Raw genomic sequence first — 21761 nt, 5'->3', positions numbered from 1 at the left:
TGGGTTGCAATTGTAGGTTGATGATACGTCTACAAACTGGGTCTGGCAACAGTTACACCGACAGCTCCGGGTGCAGGTCCCGCTCTGGGATCTGCCGCAAGTGCTTCAGACCCAGGCAGGAAACCACCCACGAGCCGACCGCGATGCCGACGAGCACCAGCGTCGCCCGGATCATGCGGGGATCGCCGCCGTTGGTGCCAAACAGGGCGTAGCGCATCAAGTCCACTGAATACCGCATCGGGTCCCAGCTGTGCACCCACTGGATGAACTTCGGCTGCACTTCCGGCGGGTACAAGCCGTTCGAGGCCACCAGCTGCAGCGACATCAGCGCCATGGTGAGCAGGCGGGCAATCGCCTTACCAAAGATGCAGTTGAGCATGTAGATAAACGAGATGAACGCCCACGACACGCCCACCAGCACCAAAAGCAAGATGCCCGTGTAGGTCGGGTCGATGTCCAGCAGGAAGACCTGCACGGCCCACAGCAGGAAGGCCTGCACCGCGCCCACCAAGAACGAGGGCACAAGCGTATCCAGCACGACGCGGAAGACCGGGGTGCCGGAGTCGATCGCGCGGCGGTTGATCGGCTGCATCACCATGTACAGGATCAGTCCGCCGAACCACAGCGACAGCGAGAGGAAGAACGGCGACAGACCCTTGCCAAAGTAGGCCAAGTCATCGCCCGTCTCGTTGAGCACCACCGGTTGTGATGCCGTCTCGACCGCCTTGTCCAGGCGCTCGCCCTTCCACGTCGGGGCCTCTTCTTGCGCGTCGTGGAGTTTGACGCTGAGCTCGCCGGTGCCGTCGTCAAGCTGCACCAGGCCGTCGTTCAGCGCGCCCAGTCCCACGACCAGCTGGTTGGAGCCGTCCGCAAGTTTCGACGACGCGTCCGAGGCCGTATTCGCCGCCACGACCAACTGCGAGGTGCCGTCCTTGAGCTGGGCGACGCCGGCGACCAGCGTGCCGGAGCCGTCCTGCAGCTTGGCCAGGCCCGCCGCCAACTGTTGCGAGGCGTCCGTAGCGCGGTTGACGCCGCCGCGGTACTGCGCGTTCGGGTCCGACAGCTCGGTCGCGATCTGGTGCGCGCCGCTCTGCAGAAGCTGCAGCTGGCCCAGCAGGCTCGAATCCATCGCCGACGACAGCGCCCCGTTGTGCAGCTTCGCCTGCGTGGCGCGGGCCTGCGCTGCAAGCTCCGCGGTGCCCGGGATCGGGGAGGCGTCCAGGTCGCGAATGACCTGGTTCAGCGAGGCATCAATGTCCGCGAACGCGTCCTGCGCCGCGCCCAGCTGGCCCGCCACGCCCGCGATCTTGTCCACGCCACCGGCGACCTGGGCCGCGCCCGCGCCGAGCTTGTCGGTGCCAGACTGGAGCGTGAGCATGCCGTCGGAAAGCTGGTTCGCGCCGTCAGCCGCAGTGCCGATGCCGGTGTTGAGCTGGTTCGCGCCGTCGGCAAGGCGTGCGACGCCGTCGTCGAGCTTGTGCGCAGCACCCGGCATCTCCTGCAGCTTCGAGTTGAACTCCTGCATGCCGTTGTCGAGCTTGGTCGCGCCGTCGTCAAGCTTCTGCCCGCCCTCGCCGGCCTTCTTCGCGCCCTCGTTGAGCTTGCCGGCACCATCGGCCGCCTGGCCCATGCCGTCGTTGATGGTGTTGAAGCCCACGAAGAGCTGGTCCACCACCTTCGAACCCACCGTCACCGACACCGCGTCAGTGATCATGCGGGTCGCCTGGCTGCCCAGCATCGTGGGGATGAAACCGTTGGTCTCGTTCAGCGTGACGTTGATCTTCGCCTGGTGCGGGTCGTCCTCCTTCACACTGGTCGCGGCCTCGGTGAAGTCGCGCGGAATCTCCATGCCCAGGTAATAGGTACCGTCGGCGATGCCCTCGCGCGCCTCCTCGGCGCTGACCACCCGGAAATCCATTGGGTCTTCTTCGAGCAGCTTATCGACGATCTCTTGTCCCGCCTCGCCCTCATCCGAGTTCACCAGCGCCACCGGCACCTTGTTCAGGTTGCCCAGCGGGTCGAAGTAGCTCCACACGAACAGGCCGCCGAACAAAAGCGGGAGCACCATGATCGCAAGCATGGCCAGAGGCGGCAGCTTGCCGTGCAGAAACTTGCGGAAGTTCGAGCCAATATGCAGTCCGCTCATCGGTCCTCCTCGTTCGCGCTGATGACCAAGACGGCAATGTCCTCGGCCACGGCGTGCAGGTTTTCTAGCAGTTCGGCGCGCAGCGACATGTCGCGGATCTGGTCCACGTCGTCCACGATCAAAAGCTCCGCGTCTGGGCGCGCAACCAGCGCGAGCAGGATGCGCAGGCGGAAGCGGTTGAGCACGTGGAGCTCGCCGACCTTCGTTGCCTCGTCCAAGTCCTCCAGCCCGAGCGGGGCCAGCCAACGCGTCACCGTGTCGTGCTCGAGTGGGCGGCGCGGGGTCGGCTTGAAGAAGGGCTGCGACCACGCGATCTGTTCGCGTAGCAAATCGCGTACGGGGATCTGGCGGTCGAGGGAGTCAATCATGTGCACGCCGGCGAGCGCGGTGCGCTTGAAGCCGGGGCCATCGACGTCGCCCGAGTGCTGTTTGTAGCGCCCGGCGAGCGTGAGGGCGAGGGTCGTGGCGCTGGATTCGCGCCCGACCTGCAAGAAGTTGAACCCCTCTTCGGCGTCGACGCTCACGGGCGTGCCGCCTTTGCGCAGCACAAGGTCTGTGGCGCTGAGAATTGTAGTCATTGTCAAAACTCCAAGTGGAGGGTTAGCTATCACTTAAAACTCCTGCTATGGTGCTCCGCAGACTCGGCGATGTCAAGACGAAAGAGTATCGCGCCCGAGGAGGCACCCATGCGATCAGACGCGCGCGCAAAACGCGAGAAAATCATCACCGCTGCCACCGAGCAGTTCCGGACCCGCCCGAACTCCGCAGTCACACTCGAGGCCGTGGCCAAAGACGCAGGTGTCGGCATCGCTACACTCTACCGTCACTTCCCCTCGCGGGCCGCGCTGCGACAGGCGTGCGCGCTGCGATTTATCGAGGAGCTCGACGTCCTCCTCGACGACACGCTCACGAACTTTTCCGCCGACCCAGAGGGTAATTGGGAGCGCTTCATCTGGCAGCTTGTCGACGCCGGCGTAGGCATCCTCGTCGGCGCCCTCGCCCCCGAGCACCCCGTGGGCACCGAGCGCCTCGACGAGTTCTTCCGCCACGTCCAAGTCCTCCTCGACACGGCCGCGCCGCATGGCCTGATCGCCCGCGACGCCACGCCGGGCGAGCTCGCCTCCGAACTCATCGTGGTCACTCGCCCCATGGACGAGACGCTGACCGCGCTGTTTCCCGACGTCCGCGAGCGCCTCGTCCGCCACCTCCTTTCCGCCTGGCGCGCTTCGGCCTAACCTGTATTAGACGCAGCTTTTGGGTCGTTGGTTCCGTTTTGGGCCGATATTGGGTTCATTCTCACAATTGCTTGTTTGCGCAGGTAAGCGCGGTTTATTCTCGGGTATATGACAGATTTGGATGCACTCGCCATGTTCGACCGTTGCGGTTTCGACTTCGTTCACGCTGCGGCCGGATACACGCCTGCGCAGCTGCAGGCACACGGCATCCAAAAAGACCGCGCCACACAACTACACGCCACAGCTTCCGTGTTGTGCGGGCCGACCTCGCACACGAAATACCAGGCCCGCGCCGAAGCCGGGGCGCGCGAGCAGGGCCACCGGTTGGAGACGTTGGCCTATATCGTGAGGTCTTCCCGCGTACTGCGCGATGCCACCGCGCGCTGGCGCTACATCGAGCACTTGTGCAACACGGCAGGGGATCTAGTGCGCATCCGCCATGTCGCCGCCGAACTGAAAACCGAACTGCAGGCACCTGCACCGCGCACGCCGAAGGCGGGCGTGACCCACCACGGCGACGGGCTGGCCACCCTGCGGCTGACCGGCCCGGCAGCAGATGTGCAAGGCGTGTACGACGCGGCGAAGCATGACGTGCCCGCCTGGCTTGCAGGCGGTTGCGCAAAGGCAGACTATGTGGTGCGGGTGACCGCCAACCTGGATTTGGGGGATTACCTGCGGATTATCGCAGGCGATGGCAACGACATCCAGGTGCACTTCAACAACGGAGTAATCGTCTCCGGTGAGGAGTTTGTGCGCATGCAGCTCGAAGAGCTGGGCTCGATCATCCTGGTTGGGGTGATGGATGGGCCGGTCAACGCCTATCACGCGCGTTTTGCCCACCCGAAGCACCGGGAAGTCATGCTGGCGGACTCCACCACCTGCACGTGGAAGGACTGCAAACGTCCCGCGTCCGAGTGCGATGCGCACCACATGGTCGAGCACCAGCACGGTGGGCACACCGCCCCGGAGAATCTTGGGTCGTTGTGCAAGTATCACAACTCCCAGGCCGCACGCGGCACAAGGGGCCATACGGAAAGACGCGACGGCCAGATCGTGTATGTCTCACCCTACGGCAACGTGACCGCTACCGGCACCGACCACAAAGCCCGCGCCGAACACCGAAAACCACCCGACTAAAACCCCACGCCAACACCCGCGCGCCAGCAACAACCGGCGCGCCTACAGGCATGCCCGGAACTAGTCGTCCCGGCATACATAACCCCGCCGACCTACCAGGCGCTGCCTGGCGTTGTTCGGCGGGGTAGACGTGCGCGTGGTGAAGCGTTAGTTTGCGCCCGTGGTGCCCTTGCGCTGCGAGTCGTCGAGCGCGTCCAGGGTGGTAAGCGTCTCGCCTTCCACGCCTTCCGCATCGGTGGTCAGCGTGGTGGTCTCCGTCGGCGTTGCGGCGTGCTCGCCGTAGGTGTCGGCATCCGGCGCGTAGACGCCCGTGCTCTCGGTGGAGGTGGAGTACACCAGCTTCGCCTCGCCGTTGCGGGCGACGTCGGTCAGGTCGATCTCGGGCTCGGCGGCCTCGAGCTTGTCCTTGAGCCAGAACTGCCACAGCGCCCAGCCGGCACCGGCGAGCGCACCCGCCCCGAGGAGCCCGGCCGCAACCGTGCGGCCCTTGCCGCGGGATTTCTTCTTGTGCGCCTTGGCTTCGGCGCGCAAGGCTGCGCGCTGCGCCTCGCGCCCGGGCAGTGCCGCGTTGAAGGCGGCGCGGCGCTTGTCCAGGCGGGCGTGGGCGGCGCGGGTGATGTCGCCGGCTTGGGTACGAGCGGCGTCGTAAAGCTGCTCGAGCTCATCGGCGTCGGTGATGTCGCGCTCCTCGAGGGCGGCGACGAGGGTGTCGTAGACCTCGCGCTTGCGCTTGTCGCCTTGCTCGCGGAGGTACTTGGCGGCGTCGGTCACGCCGTCGAAGAGCAGGCGCAGGGTGTAAGGGTTCATGGTGCTCCTTTGCGTTGGTTGTCTCGTCACCGCCAGCCTACTCAAACCGACCGGACTAAGCGTTACGCAAAAGCGTACCAAGCGGTTCATTTTCGCGATTAATATTCAGAAAAAAGACGCCTTTGCGCTGCGCAAACAGGCGTGTCAATTGTGCGACAAAAGTGCGCACCCTAGATTCTTGGACACCGTTGAAAAACGGAAAACGTCAGCGCCGAGCCCGGCGAGATCACCGACATCGAAAGGCATTTTTCACATGCGTGGGACACTTCCTTCGACGCGACTGTCGGCCTCCGCACCGCTCGACAGCCTCGGCGAAGCGCCCGTGCAGCCGCAGCGCCGCGCACGCACCGCACTGAGCTTCGAGCTCATCCCGCCCCGCCACGACGCGGACGCCGGGAAGATCGACGAGCTCATCGCGGGGCTTGCCGCGTACAACCCCGACTACATCGCCGTGACCAGCTCGCGGCGCAGCGATTGGCTCACCGGCACCGCCGCCCTGATCGCGCGCGTCGCCGAGACGACCAACCTGCGCCCGATCGCGCACCTCGCCTGCACCGCAGGCACGCGCGAGGAGCTGGTCACGTGGATTCGCACGCTTATCGACGCCGGCGTCCGCGGCTTCCTCGCCCTCCGCGGCGACCTGCCCGAGACCGGCATGCCAGCGCACTACCTCCAACACGCCACCGACCTGCTCAACCTGATCCAGGACGTGGAGGACGAGGAGGCTTTCCGGCTCGCCGCGGGCAAGCTGGCGCTGTCGGTGGCGTGCTACCCCTCGGGGCACGCGGAGTCGAAGAACTTCGACGAGGACTTGGACGTGTTGCTGGCCAAGCAGCGCCTCGGCGCGGACTTCGCCATTACGCAACTGTTTTTCAACGCGCAGGACTACCTCGACTTCGTTGAGGTGGCCCGCCTGGCTGGGGTTCGCATCCCGCTCATCCCCGGCATCATGCCCATGACCAGTCTGAAGCGCGTGCAGCGCATGGGCGAGCTCTCTGGCATCGCGGTGCCGGAGTGCGTGACCCGCACACTCGCGCAGGCGAAAACGCCGGAGGAGGAGTACGAGCTGGGCATGCAGATGTCCGCCAAGCTCGCCAACACCATCCTTGACGCCGGCACCGGCGGCCTGCACGTGTACACGCACAACAATCTCGCGGTGACCCAGGACCTCTTGGACCGCATTGGGATTGTCCAGCCCGCTGGCCACTCCCTCATTTAGACCACCTCATTTTTCAACAAACAGCAGAAAAGGACGCACCGTGTCTACAGCGACTACACCGTTTCCCAAGGCCACGATCGAGGGCTACCCGCGTATTGGCGCAAACCGCGAGCTGAAGCGCGCGCTTGAGAGCTACTGGGCGGGCCGCATTGATGCGGAGACTTTCCGCTCGTCGACGCACGCGCTGCGCGTGGACAATTACAACCACCTGCGCGACCTCGGCCTGACCGAGGACTACGCCATCCCGGCCGACGTGGCCTACTACGACCAGGTGCTCGAGACCGGCCTGACGGTCGGCCTGATCCCGGGCGGCACTGACCTGGACGAGGAGTTCGCGCTCGCCCGCGGCAACGATTCGCGCGTCCCGCTGGAGATGACCAAGTGGTTTGACACGAACTACCACTACCTGGTGCCCGAGATCGCCGCCGGCCAGGACATCACCCCTGCGCCGGAGCGCATCCTCGCCATCGTCGAGGAGGCCCGCGCCGCCGGCCACACCGTCCGCCCCTTCCTGGTCGGCCCGGTCACGCTCATTGCCCTGTCGAAGCCGGCCGAGTTCTCGCTGTTGCCTTCGCTTGTCGACGCCTACGCCACCGTCCTTTCCGCCCTGCACGAAGCCGGCGTCGAGTGGATCCAGCTCGCGGAGCCCGCCCTGGTCGCCGACCTGGACACCCCGGACGCGGAGCTTGCGAAGCACCTGCGCGAGGCGTACTCCACCCTGCTGGGTGCGAAGAACCGGCCGAATGTCTACCTGACCACCCCGTACGGCGCGACCCGCGAGGCGCTGCCGGTGCTGGCCGAACTCGCCCCGGAGGCGCTGCACGTAGACCTCGCACCGTGGACGCTCGACGAGGACGCCGAGTACCCGCAGCGCATCGCCGAGGCCATCCCGGCGAAGACCCAGCTGGTCGCGGGCCTGATCGACGGCCGCAACGTGTGGGCCGCGAACCTGCGCGAGCGCACCGAGGTCCTCGCAGCCGGCGCGGCCGGCCGCGACGCTGTTTCGGTCTCCACCTCGACCTCCCTGCAGCACGTGCCGCACACGCTGAAGGCGGAGAAGAACCTGCCGGTCGACGTCGCGACCTGGCTGTCCTTCGCAGACGAGAAGGTCGCCGAAATCCAGGCGCTCGTCGCGGGCGAGGCCGATGCGAAGGAGGCCTTCGCCCAGTCGGATCGCGCGGTGCGCACCCGCGCGGAGTCGACGACGATTCACAACCAGGCGGTGGTGGATCGCGTCGCTAAGCTGCCCGAGGGCGCGGTGAAGCGCGAGCCGGCCTTCGAAGAGCGCAACGCCCAGCAGCGCGAGGCCCTCGGCCTGCCCGCGCTGCCGACCACCACGATCGGTTCCTTCCCGCAGACCCAGGAGATCCGCAAGGCGCGCGCCGACCACAAGGCAGGCACGCTTGACGACGCCGCCTACCAGGAAGCCCTGCGCTCCGAAATCAAAAACGTCATCGAGCTGCAGGAAGAGATCGGCATCGACGTCCTCGTCCACGGCGAGGCCGAGCGCAACGACATGGTGCAGTACTTCGCAGAGCTTCTCGACGGCTTCGTCGTCACCGAGAACGGCTGGGTCCAGTCCTACGGCTCCCGCTGCACCCGCCCGCCGATCGTGGTCGGCGACGTCTCCCGCCCGGCCGCGATGACCACCGAGTGGGCAAAGTACGCGCAGTCCCTGTCCGACAAGCCGGTCAAGGGCATGCTCACCGGCCCGGTGACCATCCTGGCCTGGTCCTTTAAGCGCGACGACGTGCCTTTGAGCGTCTCCGCCGACCAGATCGGTGTCGCGCTTGCCGACGAGGTCCGCGACCTCGAGGAAGCCGGCATCAAGGTCATCCAGATCGACGAGCCCGCCCTGCGCGAGCTTTTGCCGCTGCGCGCCGACAAGCGCAAGACCTACCTCGATTGGGCCGTGCGTGCCTTCCGCCTCGTCGCCCTGCAGGCGGAGCCGACCACGCAGATCCACACCCACCTGTGCTACTCCGAGTTCGGGCAGATTATCGACGCCGTCGCCGCCCTCGACGCCGACGTCACCTCCATCGAGGCGGCCCGCTCCAAGATGGAGCTGCTCGAGGACCTCGACGAGTCCTTCCACTCCGAGATCGGCCCGGGCGTGTGGGATATCCACTCGCCGCGCGTGCCCTCGCAGGAGGAAATCGCTGGCCTGTTGCGCGCAGCACTCGAGAACGTGCCGACCGAGCGTCTCTGGGTCAACCCGGACTGCGGCCTGAAGACCCGCGGCTACGCCGAGGTCGAGCCCTCGCTGCGCAACCTGGTCGCTGCCCGCGACGAGGTCGTCGCCGGCCTGTAGTTAGTTGAAGAGGTTGGTGGCCCACCAGGCGAAACGCCTGGATACCCGCCGGCCGGGGTAATCACCGGGGTTGGCGGGAGCAGCCCTTTCAGGCGCGGGCACCGCGTCAGCGACCAGGGCGTATTCGACGCGCATCAGCGGATCACCGGGGCCTTTTCCGCAGGGACGGCGCGCAGCGTGAAGAAGAGCGGGTCCGGGTTCTTGCGGTAGTCCATCGCGCCGATGAGCGTGGTCTTGTTGAGGCGGCGGAAGTGATCGAGGATGGGCAGGTCGTCGTAAAGCATGGCGGTGCTGACCACGCCGCGGTAGCGCACCTCGCGCAGGCGCGCGGCCGGGCGGAAGGTGCGCAGCGAGGCCACCACCGGGCGCACCGCGCGCCTCGCCGCCTTTGTCAGCTCGAAAACCTGCGGCGGCGCGCCCATCGGCATGAGCGCCGGGTTGACCCGCACCAGCTTGCCGCGCGGGCCGAAAAACAGCAGCGGGTCGACCTCCTCGGGAGAGGTGAAGCGCTTGCCGTACCAGCCGGTCGTCTCGAGAAGCCCATCCATCATGTCGCCGGTGGGCAGCTCCGCGCCGCGCCAGACTCCGGTGAGTTCGGTGGGGGCGACGGGCGCGGAGGCGTCGAAAAGCGCGAGAGTGTCCGCTCGTACGTCTGCCATGAAAGCCACAATAGAGACAAAACCGCGTATCCTAGTTGCCATGACTTTGAAGACGCAGACGATGACACTGCACACCAACCACGGCGACATCGTGATTGACCTGTTCGGCAACCACGCGCCGAAGACTGTCGAGATCATCACCGGACTGGCCAAGGGCACCCAGGAGTACTCGGCGGCCAACGCTTCCGGCACGAACGAGGGCCCGTTCTACGACGGTGCGATCTTCCACCGCATCATCCCCGGTTTCATGATCCAGGGCGGCGACCCGACCGGCACCGGCACCGGCGGCCCCGGCTTCACCTTCGCCGACGAGTTCCACCCCGAGCTCACCTTCGACCGCCCGTACCTGCTGGCCATGGCGAACGCCGGCCCGGGCACCAACGGCTCCCAGTTCTTCATCACCGTGGACGCCACCCCGTGGCTGAACAACCGCCACACCATCTTCGGTGAGGTCACGGACGAGGCTTCCAAGAAGGTCGTCGACGAGCTGGCGAACGTGCAGACCGGCCGCATGGACCGCCCCGTCGAGGACGTGGTGATCGAGTCCGTCGAGGTCTCCGAGTAACACCCGCTCGCGCTCCTGCCCCCGCTCGCCGCGGGGGCGCTTTTTTGTCAGGGGAGGCTTATGCAGAACTTTGCCCGTCAGCTGTTCCGCGGCGCGCCCGTGAGCGCCGCGATTGCCGCCGCGTGCACGCTGGTGTTTGCGGTGATGGCGGCGCAGGCCCGCTCGCTTCGCGACGTCGTGTGGGATTCCGTCGGTGCCTACCTTGTGCTGTGGGGCCCGGAGGTCCGCGGCCTGGGCGCGGCGCGGGCTTTCACCGCCGGGTTTGTCCACCTGGACCTGACCCACCTGGTGCTCAACATGCTGCTGCTCGCCGTCATCGGCACGGAGGTGGAGCGCGCGGTGAGCAGCGGGCCCTTCGCGCTTGCCTACGCGGCGGGGGTGCTGGGCTCTTCGGCGGCGGTGCTCGGTTTCGCGTTCATCACGCCGACTGCGGGGGCTTCGGGCGCGCTGTATGCGCTGATGGCGGTCTTCGTCGCTATTGCTTATCGACGCCACGTCGACCCCCGCCCCGCCATCGCCCTCATCGCCGTCAACGTCGTCTACACCTTCATCGCCGCCAACGTCAGCGTGTGGGGGCACGCGGGCGGGCTGCTCATCGGCGCGCTCATGGCGTGGCCGTTGACCTCGCCGAATACGCGCGTGCGGTGGCTGACCGCAGGCGCCGCGCTGGCCGGCGCGGCGGCCGCCGTTGCGGTGGGGGCGCTGCCTTCCACGCAAGCGCTGACGTAGCTTCGCGCCGCACGAATCCCACACCCGGTAGCGCTTCGGGTGTGGGTTTTTCTGTGCCCGGGTGTACCCGCGCGCCGGGCCTGTGGACAACCCCGGCGTGTTATTCACGAGTTATCCCCAGGCGCGCGGGCTGTGCGTTGTCCACATACGTTGTCCACATTGTGGATAGTTACGGTCGTGTAATTCCTCGAACAGCTTCGTCGCTCGTGCGCCCCGGGTGCGCCGTGGCGGGCGGAAACGGTGTTCGAACAGCGCATTTGTTCGGATTGTGGAAGTAGTGCACAGGTTTATCCACAGGCTGTGGATACCCGCTTATGCACAGCATTGTCCACAGCCTGTGGATAACCGAGCTCGCGCGCAGTGCACAAGCGCGCACCGCGTGTCGCTCCCGCACGTTCGTGGGGAGGGGTGCTAGGCGCACGAAAAAGCCCGGCCCCTCCGTGGTGCGGAGGGGACCGGGCAGTGAGGCGAGGCAGGCGCCTACTTAGAAGGTGCCGTCGAGCTTGCGGCCGAAGTCAGACACGGTGGCATCGCGGGAGTCGATGTCCTGGTCGTTGTCGTCGGACTCGTCGCCGTCGAGGCGGCCCGTCTGGGTAGCGGTGATGTAGTTGTGCAGGCGGCCCTCAGAGGTGTTGCCGTCGCCGAAGTTGAAGGAAGCAACTGCGACCTCCTCGCCAGCCTTGATCGGGTTGGCCAGGGTGACCTCGAAGGTGCGGACGCCCTTCTTGCGGTCGAAGCCCAGGTCGCGGACGTGTGCGCCCTTGTGGCCGTTCGCGGTGATCAGGCGGTCAACGCCCTCCGGGCCCTCAGCGGTCTTGACGTCAACGCGGAAGGTGACGGCCGGGAACTCTCCGTAGTAACGGTCGGTGCCGACGTTCTTGATGCGCAGCGCGGTGGTGCCAGCGAAGCCGGAAGCCTTCCAGGAGGAGGAGGTGAAGTAGGGCTCAAGGTCGAGCTTCTGCTGCTCGCGGTCTGCGGCCTCTTCAGCGGTTGCGCCCTCGGTGTCGGTCTCCTCGATGGTTTCCTCGACCTCGGTGTTCTCGGACTCGGCGACCTCGTTGGCCTCGTCATCCTCGACGACCTCGGTGCCCTCGTCGGTGATGTCCTTGTTGGTCACGTCGGCGGCCTCGTCGTCGTTGACCTTGGTCACGTCGTCGAGATTCTCGCCCTCGCGCAGCTTGTTGACTTCGTCCTCGAAGTTCGGGTTCTCATCGTCGACAGGCTCGGTGACCTGTGCGCCCTTGTTGGGTGCCCAGGAGGCGGCCGGGGTCTCGTAGTTCTTGACGCGCACCTCGTTCTTCACCGGCATGTTGGCGATCCAGGCGGTCGGGGTTGCCCAGGTGCCGTTCGGGCGGCAGCGCTGCTGGGTACCGGTCATGGTGACGGTGCGGAAGCCGTAGGTGGCTTCGCCGGTGTTGCCGGCCGGGACCTCGTAGGGGCCGATCTTCTGGCCGACGGACCAGGACAGGGAGCCAGAGACGTCCCAACCCAGCGACTTCGCCAGGGTGTAGCCGATGGTGCCCTGCAGGCCGTCCTTGGAGCCGGTGCCGCCGATGTTCAGCGTCTCGGTCTTGGAGCCGTTGACGGAGGCGGAGATCTCCTGGGTACGCGACAGGTCCTGGGTCAGATCGACCGGCGTATCCGACAGGTTGGTGGTGGAGATGGTGCCCACCGGCAGGAAGTTGTCGGTGACCTTGTAGACCACGGTGCGGTAGTCCTCGGTGGAGTTGCAGACCGGGCGAGCGTTGAGCACGTTCGCCTTGATGTGGTCGGAGCCGCGGTAGGTGTGGATGATCGGCAGAGCGTCGTTGTTTGCCGGGGTCTCCGGGCGGGACTCCTCGTTGGTCATCGCGTGGGCGGGGAGGGCACCACCGGCGATGGCCAGGGTGGCCACGGCGGCGAGTGCGGTGCGGAAGCTGCGCATCTGGTTGTCCTTTCGGCGTTGTTTAAGCACGAATTGCAAGTACGGTGTGACGTTCCTTAACGTCCTGTGAAGCATTTATAGCGGCTAAACTGAGATCGCGCTGAGTGATGAGCACCATACACACCCATCGGGGGGTGGAGGGATGATGTATTGACAACCGAAGGAAAATTATCACGGCAGGTCACGTCGTTTTATGCCAATCGCTGAATATAAACAATTCCCCGACTTGCTTCCGTGACGCATCACTAAACCTTAAGAACGGCTTGGTAATTCACAGCTACCGCAGGCAACAAAAAGCGGGCACCCAACGGGTACCCGCCTTGAGGCCCTTGAGGCGCAGCGCTTACACGCTAGCGCCAGCCCATCGTCATGAGTAGGCCGACGATCATGCCGGCGAAGCCGATCGCGTAGTTCCACGGCCCGAGTTCCGCGAGCAGCGGGATCTGGTCGGCCGCCAGGTAGAAGACGATGATCCAGCCCAGGCCGAGGATCATCAGGCCGAACATGATGACCTTGTACCACGTTGGCGTGCCGCCGGTGTTGATCTTCACCGGGGTGCGCGTGGCGGTGCTTGAGGCAGTGGTGACGGGCTGTGCGTCCTTAGTGACTTTTGCTTTAGGCATTGTGCTCTATCGCTTTCTACTCCGGCGCTTGCTACTGGGTGGGAAGCGGCCCTTGTTTATAGGCCGATTCCGCGAAGCGCGTCGCCCAGCGGGCGCCCATTGGCATTCTGGCCCGTTACCTTACCAGGCTGCTCGCCGGCTGCATTATTCTTCAGGGGGTTGAGCTCGCCTGCGTCGAACTCCCAGAGGTTGTAGCCGATGGCCTGGTCCTTGCGGATGAGCTCGCCGACCTCGGTGCCCTGATGCCCGATCAGGCCTGCGTCCACCATCGCGCCGGTAGGCACTGTGGGGCCTGCGACGAGGCGCCCGTTCCAGCCGGCGTCGCGAAGCTTCCGGTCAGCCTCGTTGACGTCCATGCGGGTGATCTGCGGCATCGGCATGAGCATGCCGTTGGACACGCGCAGCTCGACCGTGGTGCCGGTGTCGACCTCGGTGTTTTCACCCGCGACGGCGAGCACCTCGCCGTCGGGGCGCTCGGAGTCGATCCGGGTGACGGTAGCGCGCAGGTCCAGCTGCGACAAGGTCGCGGTGGCCTGGTTGACGTTGAGCCCCACCAGGGAAGGCACCTCCACCTTCTTACGCCCCGTCGACACGGTAATGGTGACCTTGCTGCCCTTCGACAGCTGCGAGCCGGCAGCCGGGTGCTGCGAAATGATCACGCCCTCGGGCACGTCCTCGGAGGACTCGCGACGGATGTCGGAGTTGAGCTCCAGGCCTGCCTCTTCCAGTGCGGCCTGCGCTTCCTGCGGGTCCATGTTGGTCAGGTCCGGGACGTCGGTGACCTCCTTGCCGCTGGACACGTTGAGCGTGATCAGGGTGCCGCGCTGCAGCTCGGAGCCCGGGGCCGGGTTCGTGCTGATGACGTCGCCGCGCTTGAAATCGGGGCTCGGCTCGTCGCTCACGGCCACCTGGAAGCCCAGGCCCTCGAGCTCGGCGATGGCCTCGTCGCGCGGTTTACCGGCGACGTCCGGCACCTTCACCATGGACTCCTCGACCTTGCTGTTGTCCCCGTCCTTGGTGGGGGAGAAGTAGGAGTACGCCAGCCAGGAGGCCGCGGCCAGCAAAATGATGCCGAGCAGCGCTGCGACCCACTTCATCCACGACGAAGAGCGCTTCTCGTGCGAGCGGCGATGGTCCTCGTAGCGCGTGGTGCCCTGCGGCCGCGCGGCGACGGCCGCTGGCACGGGCTGGCCGGTAACCACGGTGGCGTCGGTCGCCTCGGGTGCCTCGGGTGCCGCGTGCGCGCCCTGCTGGTCGCGCTCGGCGGCGGCGAGGTAGGTGCGGGCGGCGTGGGTGACGCTGCCGCGCTCCAAAAGCGCGAGATCCTCGCCCATCTCGGCGGCCGACTGGTAGCGATCCGCCGGGTGCTTCGCCATCGCGGTGAGGATGACAGAATCCAGGTTGACCGCCTCGTTGTCCGTCAACGCGGCGGAGGCCTCGGCGGCACCACCCTGGGTACGGCCGAGTTCCGCGAGCCGCTCGCTCGGCGGCTGCGGGTCCTCCTGCACGTGCATGTAGGCCACGCCGAAAGGCGACTCGCTCTCAAACGGCGGGGTCGAGGTGACCATCTCGTACATCACGCAGCCCAGCGCGTAGATGTCGGAGCGGTTGTCCACCGACTTGCCGCGCGCCTGCTCCGGGGAGAGGTACTGCGCGGTGCCGATCACCGCCGAGGTCTGCGTGTGCACGGAGGAGGAATCGTCCACGGCGCGGGCGATGCCAAAGTCCATTACCTTGACCTCGCCGGTGTTGGTCACCATGATGTTGGCCGGCTTGATGTCGCGGTGGATAATGCCCGCGTCGTGGCTGGCCTGCAGCGCCTTGGCCACCGGCCCGAGCAGGGCGGCGGCGCGCTGCGGTGGCAGCGGCCCGTCCTCGCGGATAATATCGCGCAGGTTGCGCCCGGTGAGCCGCTCCATGACGATAAACGGCACGTCAACGCCCTCGACCGCCTCGGTGCCCGTGTCGTAGACGCCCACGATGTTGGGGTGGTTCAGCCGCGCCGAATTCTGCGCCTCCATGCGGAAACGCTCGCGGAAGCTCTCGTCGCGGGCCATGTCCATCTTGAGCATTTTGAGCGCGACGGTGCGTCCCAGCACCGTGTCGGTGGCCGCGTAGACGTCGCTCATGCCGCCGGTGCCGATGACGTCACCGAGCTCGTAGCGGTTGGCGATCATCATTGCGCATTACCTCCGAGGATTTCTTCCACGTCAGGCAATTCTATCTCACCTGCGCCATTGCCCGCCCCGCCAGTCTCGCTGGGGGCGGCCGGCTGGCTCTGCTCGGTTGTGGGCTCACTCGCCGCGCTTGTCGACGCCCGCGTCGGCGAATGCGCAGCACTCGTCGACTGGTGCGTCGACTGCTCAGGCTCCGGGGTGTTTTCCTCGCTGAAGGTCAAGGTCTCGGGCTCTTCCACCTCGCGGGTCACCGTTTCGCGGCTGCGGGTCACCGTCTCCGGCTCTTCTTCCTCTTCGCTCGGGGTGGATTCCACGGTTTCGGTCTGTGTGACCACACTTGGCTGCGTCGGCGTCGAGGTCTTGCTGCCACCGAGCACCCCGTCGAGTACGCCGCTGGTCGCCGCCCACGCCGCGATCCCGCCGACAAGCAGCAGGGCGAGCAGGCCGGCCACGATCGGTCCGGCCTTCGAGGGCTTCTTCTCCTGCGGCGCAGGCGCGGTCTCCCGGTAGCCGCCGGCGCGGGAGGAGGCGGGTGCGGGAGGGGCAGGTGGGCGTCGAGAAGCGACGGCCCGGGCGGCGGACGGCGGGTACGCGCCGGCGGGGCGGGTGGTGCGCTCCTCGGCCACATCCGCGAGCATCTGGGTCGACTCGGTGGGCGAGGGTTCGGTGGCGATCACCGCGGTCTGGCCGCCGGGCTGGGCGGGCCGCAGCCCCTGGCGCACCTGCTCGACGGCCAGCTGCATCTCGTTGCCGTCGCGGAAGCGCTGGCGAGGGTCCTTGCGCAGGGCGATCTCGATGAGCTCGCGCGCCGGAGCGGACACGGAAATCGGCAGCGCGGGCGGCTCGGCGGACACGTGCGCGAGCGCAACCGAGACCGAGGAATCGCCGGTAAAGGGGCGGGCGCCGGCGAGCATCTCGTAGCCGACGACGCCGAGCGAGTAGACGTCGGAAGCCGCGGAGACCTTCATGCCTTGGGCCTGCTCCGGCGAGACGTACTGCGCGGTGCCGACCACCATGCCGGTGCGGGTCAGCGGCACGGCGGCCGCGGCCTTGGCGATACCGAAGTCCGTGATCTTGATTTGCCCGTTCTGGGTGATCATGAGGTTGCCGGGCTTAATATCGCGGTGCACTAGCCCCATGCGGTGGATCACGGCCAGGCCGTGGGCGGCCTGCTCGAGCACGTCGAGCGCGAGCTCCTCGTCGAGCGCGCCCTCGCGCTTAATCAGGTCGGCGAGGGATTCGCCGCGGATGTACTCCATGACGATGAAGCACATCGCTGCCCCGGACGGCGACTCCAGCTCGCGGTAGTCGTAGGTGGCCACCACGTTGGGCGAGTTGATGCCCTCGGCGGCGAGCGCCTCGTTGCGGAAGCGGGCGAGGAATTCGTCGTTGGAGCTGAACTCAGGCCGCAGCACCTTCAGCGCGACCTCCCGGTCGTTTTCCGGGTCGTCTGCGAGCCATACGGTGGACATGCCGCCGTGCCCGATCACCCATTGCAGCTGGTAGTCGTCGCCGATGAGCTTCTGTAGTTCTTCGCGGTTCTCAGTGTTCATCGTTCGTGTCCTTCGTCTGCTTCATGCTTGTCGACGCCCCGTGTACCCATCATTGTGCCGCCCCTTCATCCACCGGCGCAGCGGGCGCGGCTCGCAATACCGCGCGACCCAGCGGGCCGGAGACCTGCCCGCCGGTGGCGCCGGCGCCCAAGTGCCCGCCGTTTTTCACCACCACGCCCACGGCGACATCCTTGGCCGGGTCGAAGGCGACGTACCACACGTGCGGGGCCGCGCCCTCGGCGTGCTCGGCGGTGCCCGTCTTGGAGGCGAAGCCGTTGCCGTCGTAGCCCCAGGTCGCGCGCTCGGAGGCGAACATGAGGTTGGTGAGCGTGCCAGCCTCCTCGGGGGTCAGCGCCTCGGCGAGCTGCTTCGGCTTGGTCTCTTTCATCGTGCGCAGATCGGAGGTGACCACGCGGTTGACCACATAGGGGCGCATGCGCTTGCCCTCGTTGGCCACCACGCCCGCCATCACGGCGGCCTGCAGCGCGGTCATGGTGACGTCGCGCTGGCCGATCGCGGACTGGCCCAGCTCGGCCGCGCCGGGAATCTCGCCCAGGGAACCGGCGGCGTTCGGCACGCCCAGCTCGGCGAGGTCGTAGCGCTCGCCGATGCCGAAGTCCGTGGCCGCCTTGCGCAGCGGGTCCGCGCCCATTTGCAGCGCCATCTGCACAAACGCGGTGTTACACGACAGGGAGAACGCCGTGGTGAGCGTGACCTGCCCGCCGCCGGCGCAGGCCTGACCGCCGTAGTTTGTCAGCGGCACGTTGGTGCCGGGCAGCGTGATCTGCGCGTCCCCTGTCAGCGGGGAGTCCGGCGTGTAGCCGTTGCGCAAGGCTGCCGCGGTGGTGATGATCTTGAAGATCGAGCCCGGCGGCAGCTGCTCCTGGGCCGCGTGGTTGAGCAGCGGCTGCTTCGGGTCGTTGTTCAGCTGCCCCCAGGCGTCCGCCGCAGTGGCGGGGGAGGCGATGCTGTTCGGATCAAAGGACGGCGTCGACGCCATCGCCAGCACCTGCCCGGAGGAAGGGCGCAGCGCGACGATCGCGCCGTCGTAGTTGTTGCTGGACAGCTGCTCGTAGGCAAAGGCCTGCAGGTTGGGGTCGAGCGAGAGCTCGACCGAGTTGCCCACCCGGTCCTGCTCCAGGCCCGTGCGCGTAAAGCGCGACTGGGAGCCTTTCCCATCGCCGTTGAGCTCTGCGTTAAAGGTGGATTCCAGCTGCGAGGTGCCGAATTGGTCCGAGACGTAGCCCACCACCGGCCCGAAAGAATAGGGCATGTTGGGGTAGGTGCGCTGGTAGAAGCCGGTGGCCTCGTCGCGGTAGGACTCGGCGAGCACCTGCCCGCCGGCGTTGATCTGGCCGCGGTTGACCTTCTTCAGCTCCATGAAGGTGCGCGAGTTCCGCGAATCCTGCGCGTACTCCTCCTCGCGGAAGCCCTGCACCACGGTGAAGTTGATCAGCAGGGCGATGACCAGCAGGAGCGAGAGGATGGCGCCGCGTCGAATAGTGGTATTCATCGTGCCTGTGCCACCTCCGCACCGGCGGTCTTGTTCCCCGAGGCGATCGCCGAGGCGTCGTACTCGGTCGGCGTATTCGCGCTGTGCGAGATGCGCAGCAAAAGGCCCACCAGAATGTAGTTCGCCATAATCGACGAGCCGCCGGCGGACATAAATGGCGTGGTCAGCCCCGTCATCGGCAGCATGGAGGAAATCCCTCCGGCCACCACGAAGATCTGGATGGCCAACGTCAGCGCCAACCCCGAGGCCAGCAGCTTGCCGTAGGTGTCGCGCACCTGCATCGCGGCGCGAAAACCGCGGGTGATCAGGATGGCAAAGAGGCACAGCACGGCGGCGATGCCGAAGAAGCCGAGCTCCTCGCCTAAGGCGGCCAGGATGTAGTCCGAGTGCGCCACGGGCACCAGCTCCGGGTGGCCGTAGCCTAGGCCCGTGCCCGTAATGCCGCCCCAGCTCAAGCCAATCAGCGCGTTGGCGGGCTGGTTGCCCATCCCCTCGAAGTCGCTAAAGGGGTCGATGAAGTTGGAAAAGCGGGTCTGGATCTTCTCGCTGACCTGGTAGACGGCGTAGCCGCCAATAGCCACCAATCCCAGCCCGATGACCAGCCAGGAGGTACGCCCGGTGGCGAAGTAGACCATGCCCAACACGGTGGCGAAGAGCAATAGGGCCGGGCCGAAGTCGTTGGAGACCGCCATGATCAGCATGGCAACCGCCCACACCATGAGAATCGGTGCGAGGTCGCGCACGCGCGGAAACGTCATGCCCAGAAAACGCCAGCCGGCCACGGTAAACAGGCTGCGCTTCATGGTGAGCAGCTGCGCGAAGAAGATGAGCAGCAGGATCTTGGAAAACTCGCCGGGCTGGATGGAAAAGGGCCCGAGCCACAGCCAGATGCGCGCGTCCGCGTAGCCCTCCGGCTGCGGCCACACCAGTGGCAGCGCAAGCAGGATCAGCCCGGCAAGCCCGAGCAGGTAGGAGTAGCGCGACAGCGCCTTGTGGTCGCGCACGATCACAAGCGTGAGCACCATGAGCACCACGCCGACCAGCGACCACAGCACCTGCCGCTCCGCCAGCGGGCCGTAGCCGGGGCGCTCGGCGAGGTCGAGGCGGTAGATCAAGACCAGGCCCACCGCGTTGAGCAGCGAGACCACGGGCAGCATCACCTGGTCGGCGCGCGGGGCAAGCAAGCAGATCGCGACGTGTGCGATGGCGTAGACACCAACGAATCCGCCGACGAGGTAGAGCATGTCGGTCGACAGGGTGCGTCCCTGGCTCAGCTCCAGCCCGAAGACCATGAGGAGCAACAGTCCTGCCGAGCACAGCAGGAGGAGAAGCTCGAGGTTGCGGGAGAAAATCCTCTTCACGCTAGCTCACCTTCCTGCACGCCTCGGCGTCCTTGTCTGCACCCTCACTGTCCACGCACACCGGCAGGGCCTCGTCGGCCATGCGGCCGATCAGCCCCAGCACGTCGTCGTAGGACCCGCCGCCGAAGTTCTCCGCCACCGAGTGCTGGCTCGCCGGCAGGTCGTCCTGGCTGAACACATTGCAGTCCTCCGGGACGGAAGCGGCCGAGACGATGCGCAGGTTGTTCTTCTCGTCGATGCAGGCCTGCTGCACCGGCGAGTGCGACTTCTTCGAGCCGTGCTCGATGAGGTAGTTGCCCTCGTCGTCAGTGGTGATGAAGTACTGGTCATTGTCGCGCTGGTTGACCCACCACAGGCCGCCAACCACCAGCGCGATCGCGAGGACAAGGGCGCCGACTATCCACGGCCAACGACTCGCTGCGCCTCGCGGATGATCCTCCTCGTCGGAGTCCTCGTCAGCGTCGCCGGTGCCGGCCTCGGTGCGGCTGGCCCGGTTCTGGTTCGGCGGGATGGTCTCGGACTTGCGCATGATCGCCGCGGCACGGCTGGCCGAGGAATCAGGGTGGGACTGCTCGTAGTCCGGCGCGAGCGCGCCGGCCAGCGCCGGGGTGCTTGGCAGCTCGGGGGCATCCGCCTCTTCGTCGTCGACCACGTCGGCCACCACGACGGTGATGTTGTCCGGCCCGCCGGAGCGCAACGCGAGCTCGATGAGCCGCTGGGAGGCGATCTCCGGGGTGCCCTGCGCCAGCGCTACCTCGATAGTTTCGGGGCTGACCGGATCCGACAAACCGTCAGAGCACAACAGGAGGCGATCGCCCGGCTTGACCTCCACCATCTCCAGGTGGGGCTCGACGTGGCGGCCGGTGTACGCCTTCAAAATCAGCGACTTCTGCGGGTGGCTGGACACGTCCTCCGGCTCCAGCTTGCCCTCGTTGACCAGGGACTGAACGAAGGTATCGTCTTCGGTGATTTGGGTCAACGCTCCGTCGCGAAGCAGATAGCCCCGCGAATCACCGACATGAATCAGGCCCAGCGCCTGGCCATTAAACATCAGGGCGGTCAGCGTCGTGCCCATCCCAGCCTGCTCCGGGTGGTCGGCCACAGACGACGAGATCGACGCGTTCGCATCATCCGCTGCGGCGCCGAGCAGCGCGAGCATATCGGCGTCCTCCGGATCGCGGTCCAGGTGCTCCATGTGCTCGACCATCAGCTGCGAGGCGACCTCGCCCGCAGCATGGCCGCCCATGCCATCGGCGAGCACGAGCAGGTGCGGGCCCGCGTACGCCGAGTCCTCGTTATTGCCGCGGACCAGGCCGCGGTCGGAGGCAGCGACAAAGTTCAGGCGCAAACTCATGGCATCAACCTCACAATCGTGCGTCCCATCTTTATATCCGTGCCCACAGACACCCTTTCCGGCTGGTCAATGCGCGTCCCGTTGACAAACGTGCCGTTGCGCGAATCCATGTCCTCGATGAACCACTCGCTGCCCCGGCGGAAGAGGCGCGCGTGGGTGGAGGAGGCGAAATCATCGCCGAGCTGAAAATCGTTGTCGCCGGCTCGACCAATAGTTAAGTCTTCCAGGCTGGCAATTTCCATGTGGGAGCCTTTGAGCGGGCCCTCAACTACCGCAAGCTGACGTGCCTTCTCGCGGCGCACTGGTGCCGCGCTAGTCGCTTGCCTGCGGACCGTGCCCGCAGCCCTGACCACGTCCTTGCGCTGCACCCACAGCACCAGCAGGATGAACACCCACACCAGGGCGAGCAGGCCGAAGCGCGCGCTGAGAATCACAGCGGAATCCATGA

General features: G+C 66.3%; 18 protein-coding genes. 6 read left to right on the top strand and 12 right to left on the bottom strand.

Annotated elements, in window-relative coordinates; all coding sequences use genetic code 11:
* Positions 1–52: 52 nt before the first annotated feature.
* Both M3G14_RS02450 and M3G14_RS02445 read right to left on the bottom strand, forming a co-directional pair.
* On the bottom strand, positions 53–2146 hold the full coding sequence (locus M3G14_RS02450; protein WP_259924414.1) for a YhgE/Pip family protein: 2094 nt from the start codon (positions 2144–2146) through the stop codon (positions 53–55).
* Positions 2143–2724: a hypothetical protein gene (locus tag M3G14_RS02445; RefSeq protein ID WP_259924413.1), complete on the bottom strand. Its 582-nt coding sequence runs from the start codon at positions 2722–2724 to the stop codon at positions 2143–2145. The genes M3G14_RS02450 and M3G14_RS02445 overlap by 4 nt, the downstream gene beginning before the upstream one ends.
* Positions 2725–2832: 108 nt before the next feature.
* Between M3G14_RS02445 and M3G14_RS02440 the strand changes: the two genes are divergently transcribed.
* Together M3G14_RS02440 and M3G14_RS02435 are read left to right on the top strand one after the other, a co-directional pair.
* On the top strand, positions 2833–3381 hold the full coding sequence (locus M3G14_RS02440; protein ID WP_259924412.1) for a TetR/AcrR family transcriptional regulator: 549 nt from the start codon (positions 2833–2835) through the stop codon (positions 3379–3381).
* 108 nt (positions 3382–3489) lie between these two features.
* On the top strand, positions 3490–4518 hold the full coding sequence (locus M3G14_RS02435) for an HNH endonuclease (protein ID WP_259924411.1): 1029 nt from the start codon (positions 3490–3492) through the stop codon (positions 4516–4518).
* A gap of 147 nt (positions 4519–4665) precedes the next feature.
* Here M3G14_RS02435 and M3G14_RS02430 read toward each other — a convergent pair whose 3' ends face one another.
* A complete protein-coding gene (locus tag M3G14_RS02430; RefSeq protein ID WP_259924410.1) occupies positions 4666–5325 on the bottom strand; it encodes a hypothetical protein in 660 nt (219 codons plus the stop codon).
* Positions 5326–5578: 253 nt separating this feature from the next.
* Between M3G14_RS02430 and M3G14_RS02425 the strand changes: the two genes are divergently transcribed.
* Together M3G14_RS02425 and metE are read left to right on the top strand one after the other, a co-directional pair.
* Entirely contained in the window at positions 5579–6544 is a 966-nt protein-coding gene (locus M3G14_RS02425) for a methylenetetrahydrofolate reductase (protein ID WP_259924409.1), read from the top strand.
* 40 nt (positions 6545–6584) lie between these two features.
* Positions 6585–8855: a 5-methyltetrahydropteroyltriglutamate--homocysteine S-methyltransferase gene (gene metE, locus M3G14_RS02420; protein WP_259924408.1), complete on the top strand. Its 2271-nt coding sequence runs from the start codon at positions 6585–6587 to the stop codon at positions 8853–8855.
* 134 nt (positions 8856–8989) lie between these two features.
* Here the strand turns inward: metE and M3G14_RS02415 are convergent, their stop codons facing one another.
* Positions 8990–9514: a DUF4334 domain-containing protein gene (locus M3G14_RS02415; RefSeq protein ID WP_259924407.1), complete on the bottom strand. Its 525-nt coding sequence runs from the start codon at positions 9512–9514 to the stop codon at positions 8990–8992.
* A gap of 40 nt (positions 9515–9554) precedes the next feature.
* On the opposite strand from M3G14_RS02415, the gene M3G14_RS02410 reads away from it, so the two are divergent.
* Together M3G14_RS02410 and M3G14_RS02405 are read left to right on the top strand one after the other, a co-directional pair.
* Positions 9555–10079: a peptidylprolyl isomerase gene (locus M3G14_RS02410; protein WP_259924406.1), complete on the top strand. Its 525-nt coding sequence runs from the start codon at positions 9555–9557 to the stop codon at positions 10077–10079.
* Between the two features lie 60 nt (positions 10080–10139).
* The gene (locus tag M3G14_RS02405) at positions 10140–10808 is read left to right on the top strand and encodes a rhomboid family intramembrane serine protease (RefSeq protein WP_259924405.1); all 669 of its coding nucleotides are present in this window, start codon (positions 10140–10142) and stop codon (positions 10806–10808) included.
* A 484-nt stretch (positions 10809–11292) separates the two neighbouring features.
* On the opposite strand, the gene M3G14_RS02400 is transcribed toward M3G14_RS02405, so the two are convergent.
* The 8 genes from M3G14_RS02400 to M3G14_RS02365 form a co-directional block, all read right to left on the bottom strand.
* Entirely contained in the window at positions 11293–12732 is a 1440-nt protein-coding gene (locus M3G14_RS02400; RefSeq protein ID WP_259924404.1) for a hypothetical protein, read from the bottom strand.
* A gap of 350 nt (positions 12733–13082) precedes the next feature.
* Positions 13083–13355: a cell division protein CrgA gene (crgA, locus tag M3G14_RS02395; protein ID WP_259924403.1), complete on the bottom strand. Its 273-nt coding sequence runs from the start codon at positions 13353–13355 to the stop codon at positions 13083–13085.
* Between the two features lie 56 nt (positions 13356–13411).
* The gene (pknB, locus tag M3G14_RS02390; RefSeq protein ID WP_259924675.1) at positions 13412–15532 is read right to left on the bottom strand and encodes a Stk1 family PASTA domain-containing Ser/Thr kinase; all 2121 of its coding nucleotides are present in this window, start codon (positions 15530–15532) and stop codon (positions 13412–13414) included.
* On the bottom strand, positions 15532–17085 hold the full coding sequence (locus M3G14_RS02385) for a serine/threonine-protein kinase (RefSeq protein WP_259924402.1): 1554 nt from the start codon (positions 17083–17085) through the stop codon (positions 15532–15534). Before M3G14_RS02385 ends, pknB begins: the two co-directional genes overlap by 1 nt.
* Before the next feature lie 49 nt (positions 17086–17134).
* Positions 17135–18598: a penicillin-binding transpeptidase domain-containing protein gene (locus M3G14_RS02380; protein ID WP_259924401.1), complete on the bottom strand. Its 1464-nt coding sequence runs from the start codon at positions 18596–18598 to the stop codon at positions 17135–17137.
* Positions 18595–19959, bottom strand: a complete 1365-nt coding sequence (locus M3G14_RS02375) for an FtsW/RodA/SpoVE family cell cycle protein (RefSeq protein ID WP_259924400.1) — start codon at positions 19957–19959, stop codon at positions 18595–18597. Before M3G14_RS02375 ends, M3G14_RS02380 begins: the two co-directional genes overlap by 4 nt.
* 1 nt (position 19960) lies before the next feature.
* A complete protein-coding gene (locus M3G14_RS02370; protein WP_259924399.1) occupies positions 19961–21313 on the bottom strand; it encodes a PP2C family serine/threonine-protein phosphatase in 1353 nt (450 codons plus the stop codon).
* Complete coding sequence (locus M3G14_RS02365; protein ID WP_259924398.1) at positions 21310–21759, bottom strand: FHA domain-containing protein; 450 nt, start codon at positions 21757–21759, stop codon at positions 21310–21312. Before M3G14_RS02365 ends, M3G14_RS02370 begins: the two co-directional genes overlap by 4 nt.
* Positions 21760–21761 lie beyond the last annotated feature (2 nt).

The sequence above is a fragment of the Corynebacterium sp. p3-SID1056 genome (assembly GCF_025152525.1).
Classification (GTDB): Bacteria; Actinomycetota; Actinomycetes; order Mycobacteriales; family Mycobacteriaceae; genus Corynebacterium.
This window is presented reverse-complemented; position numbering and strand designations above follow the sequence as displayed.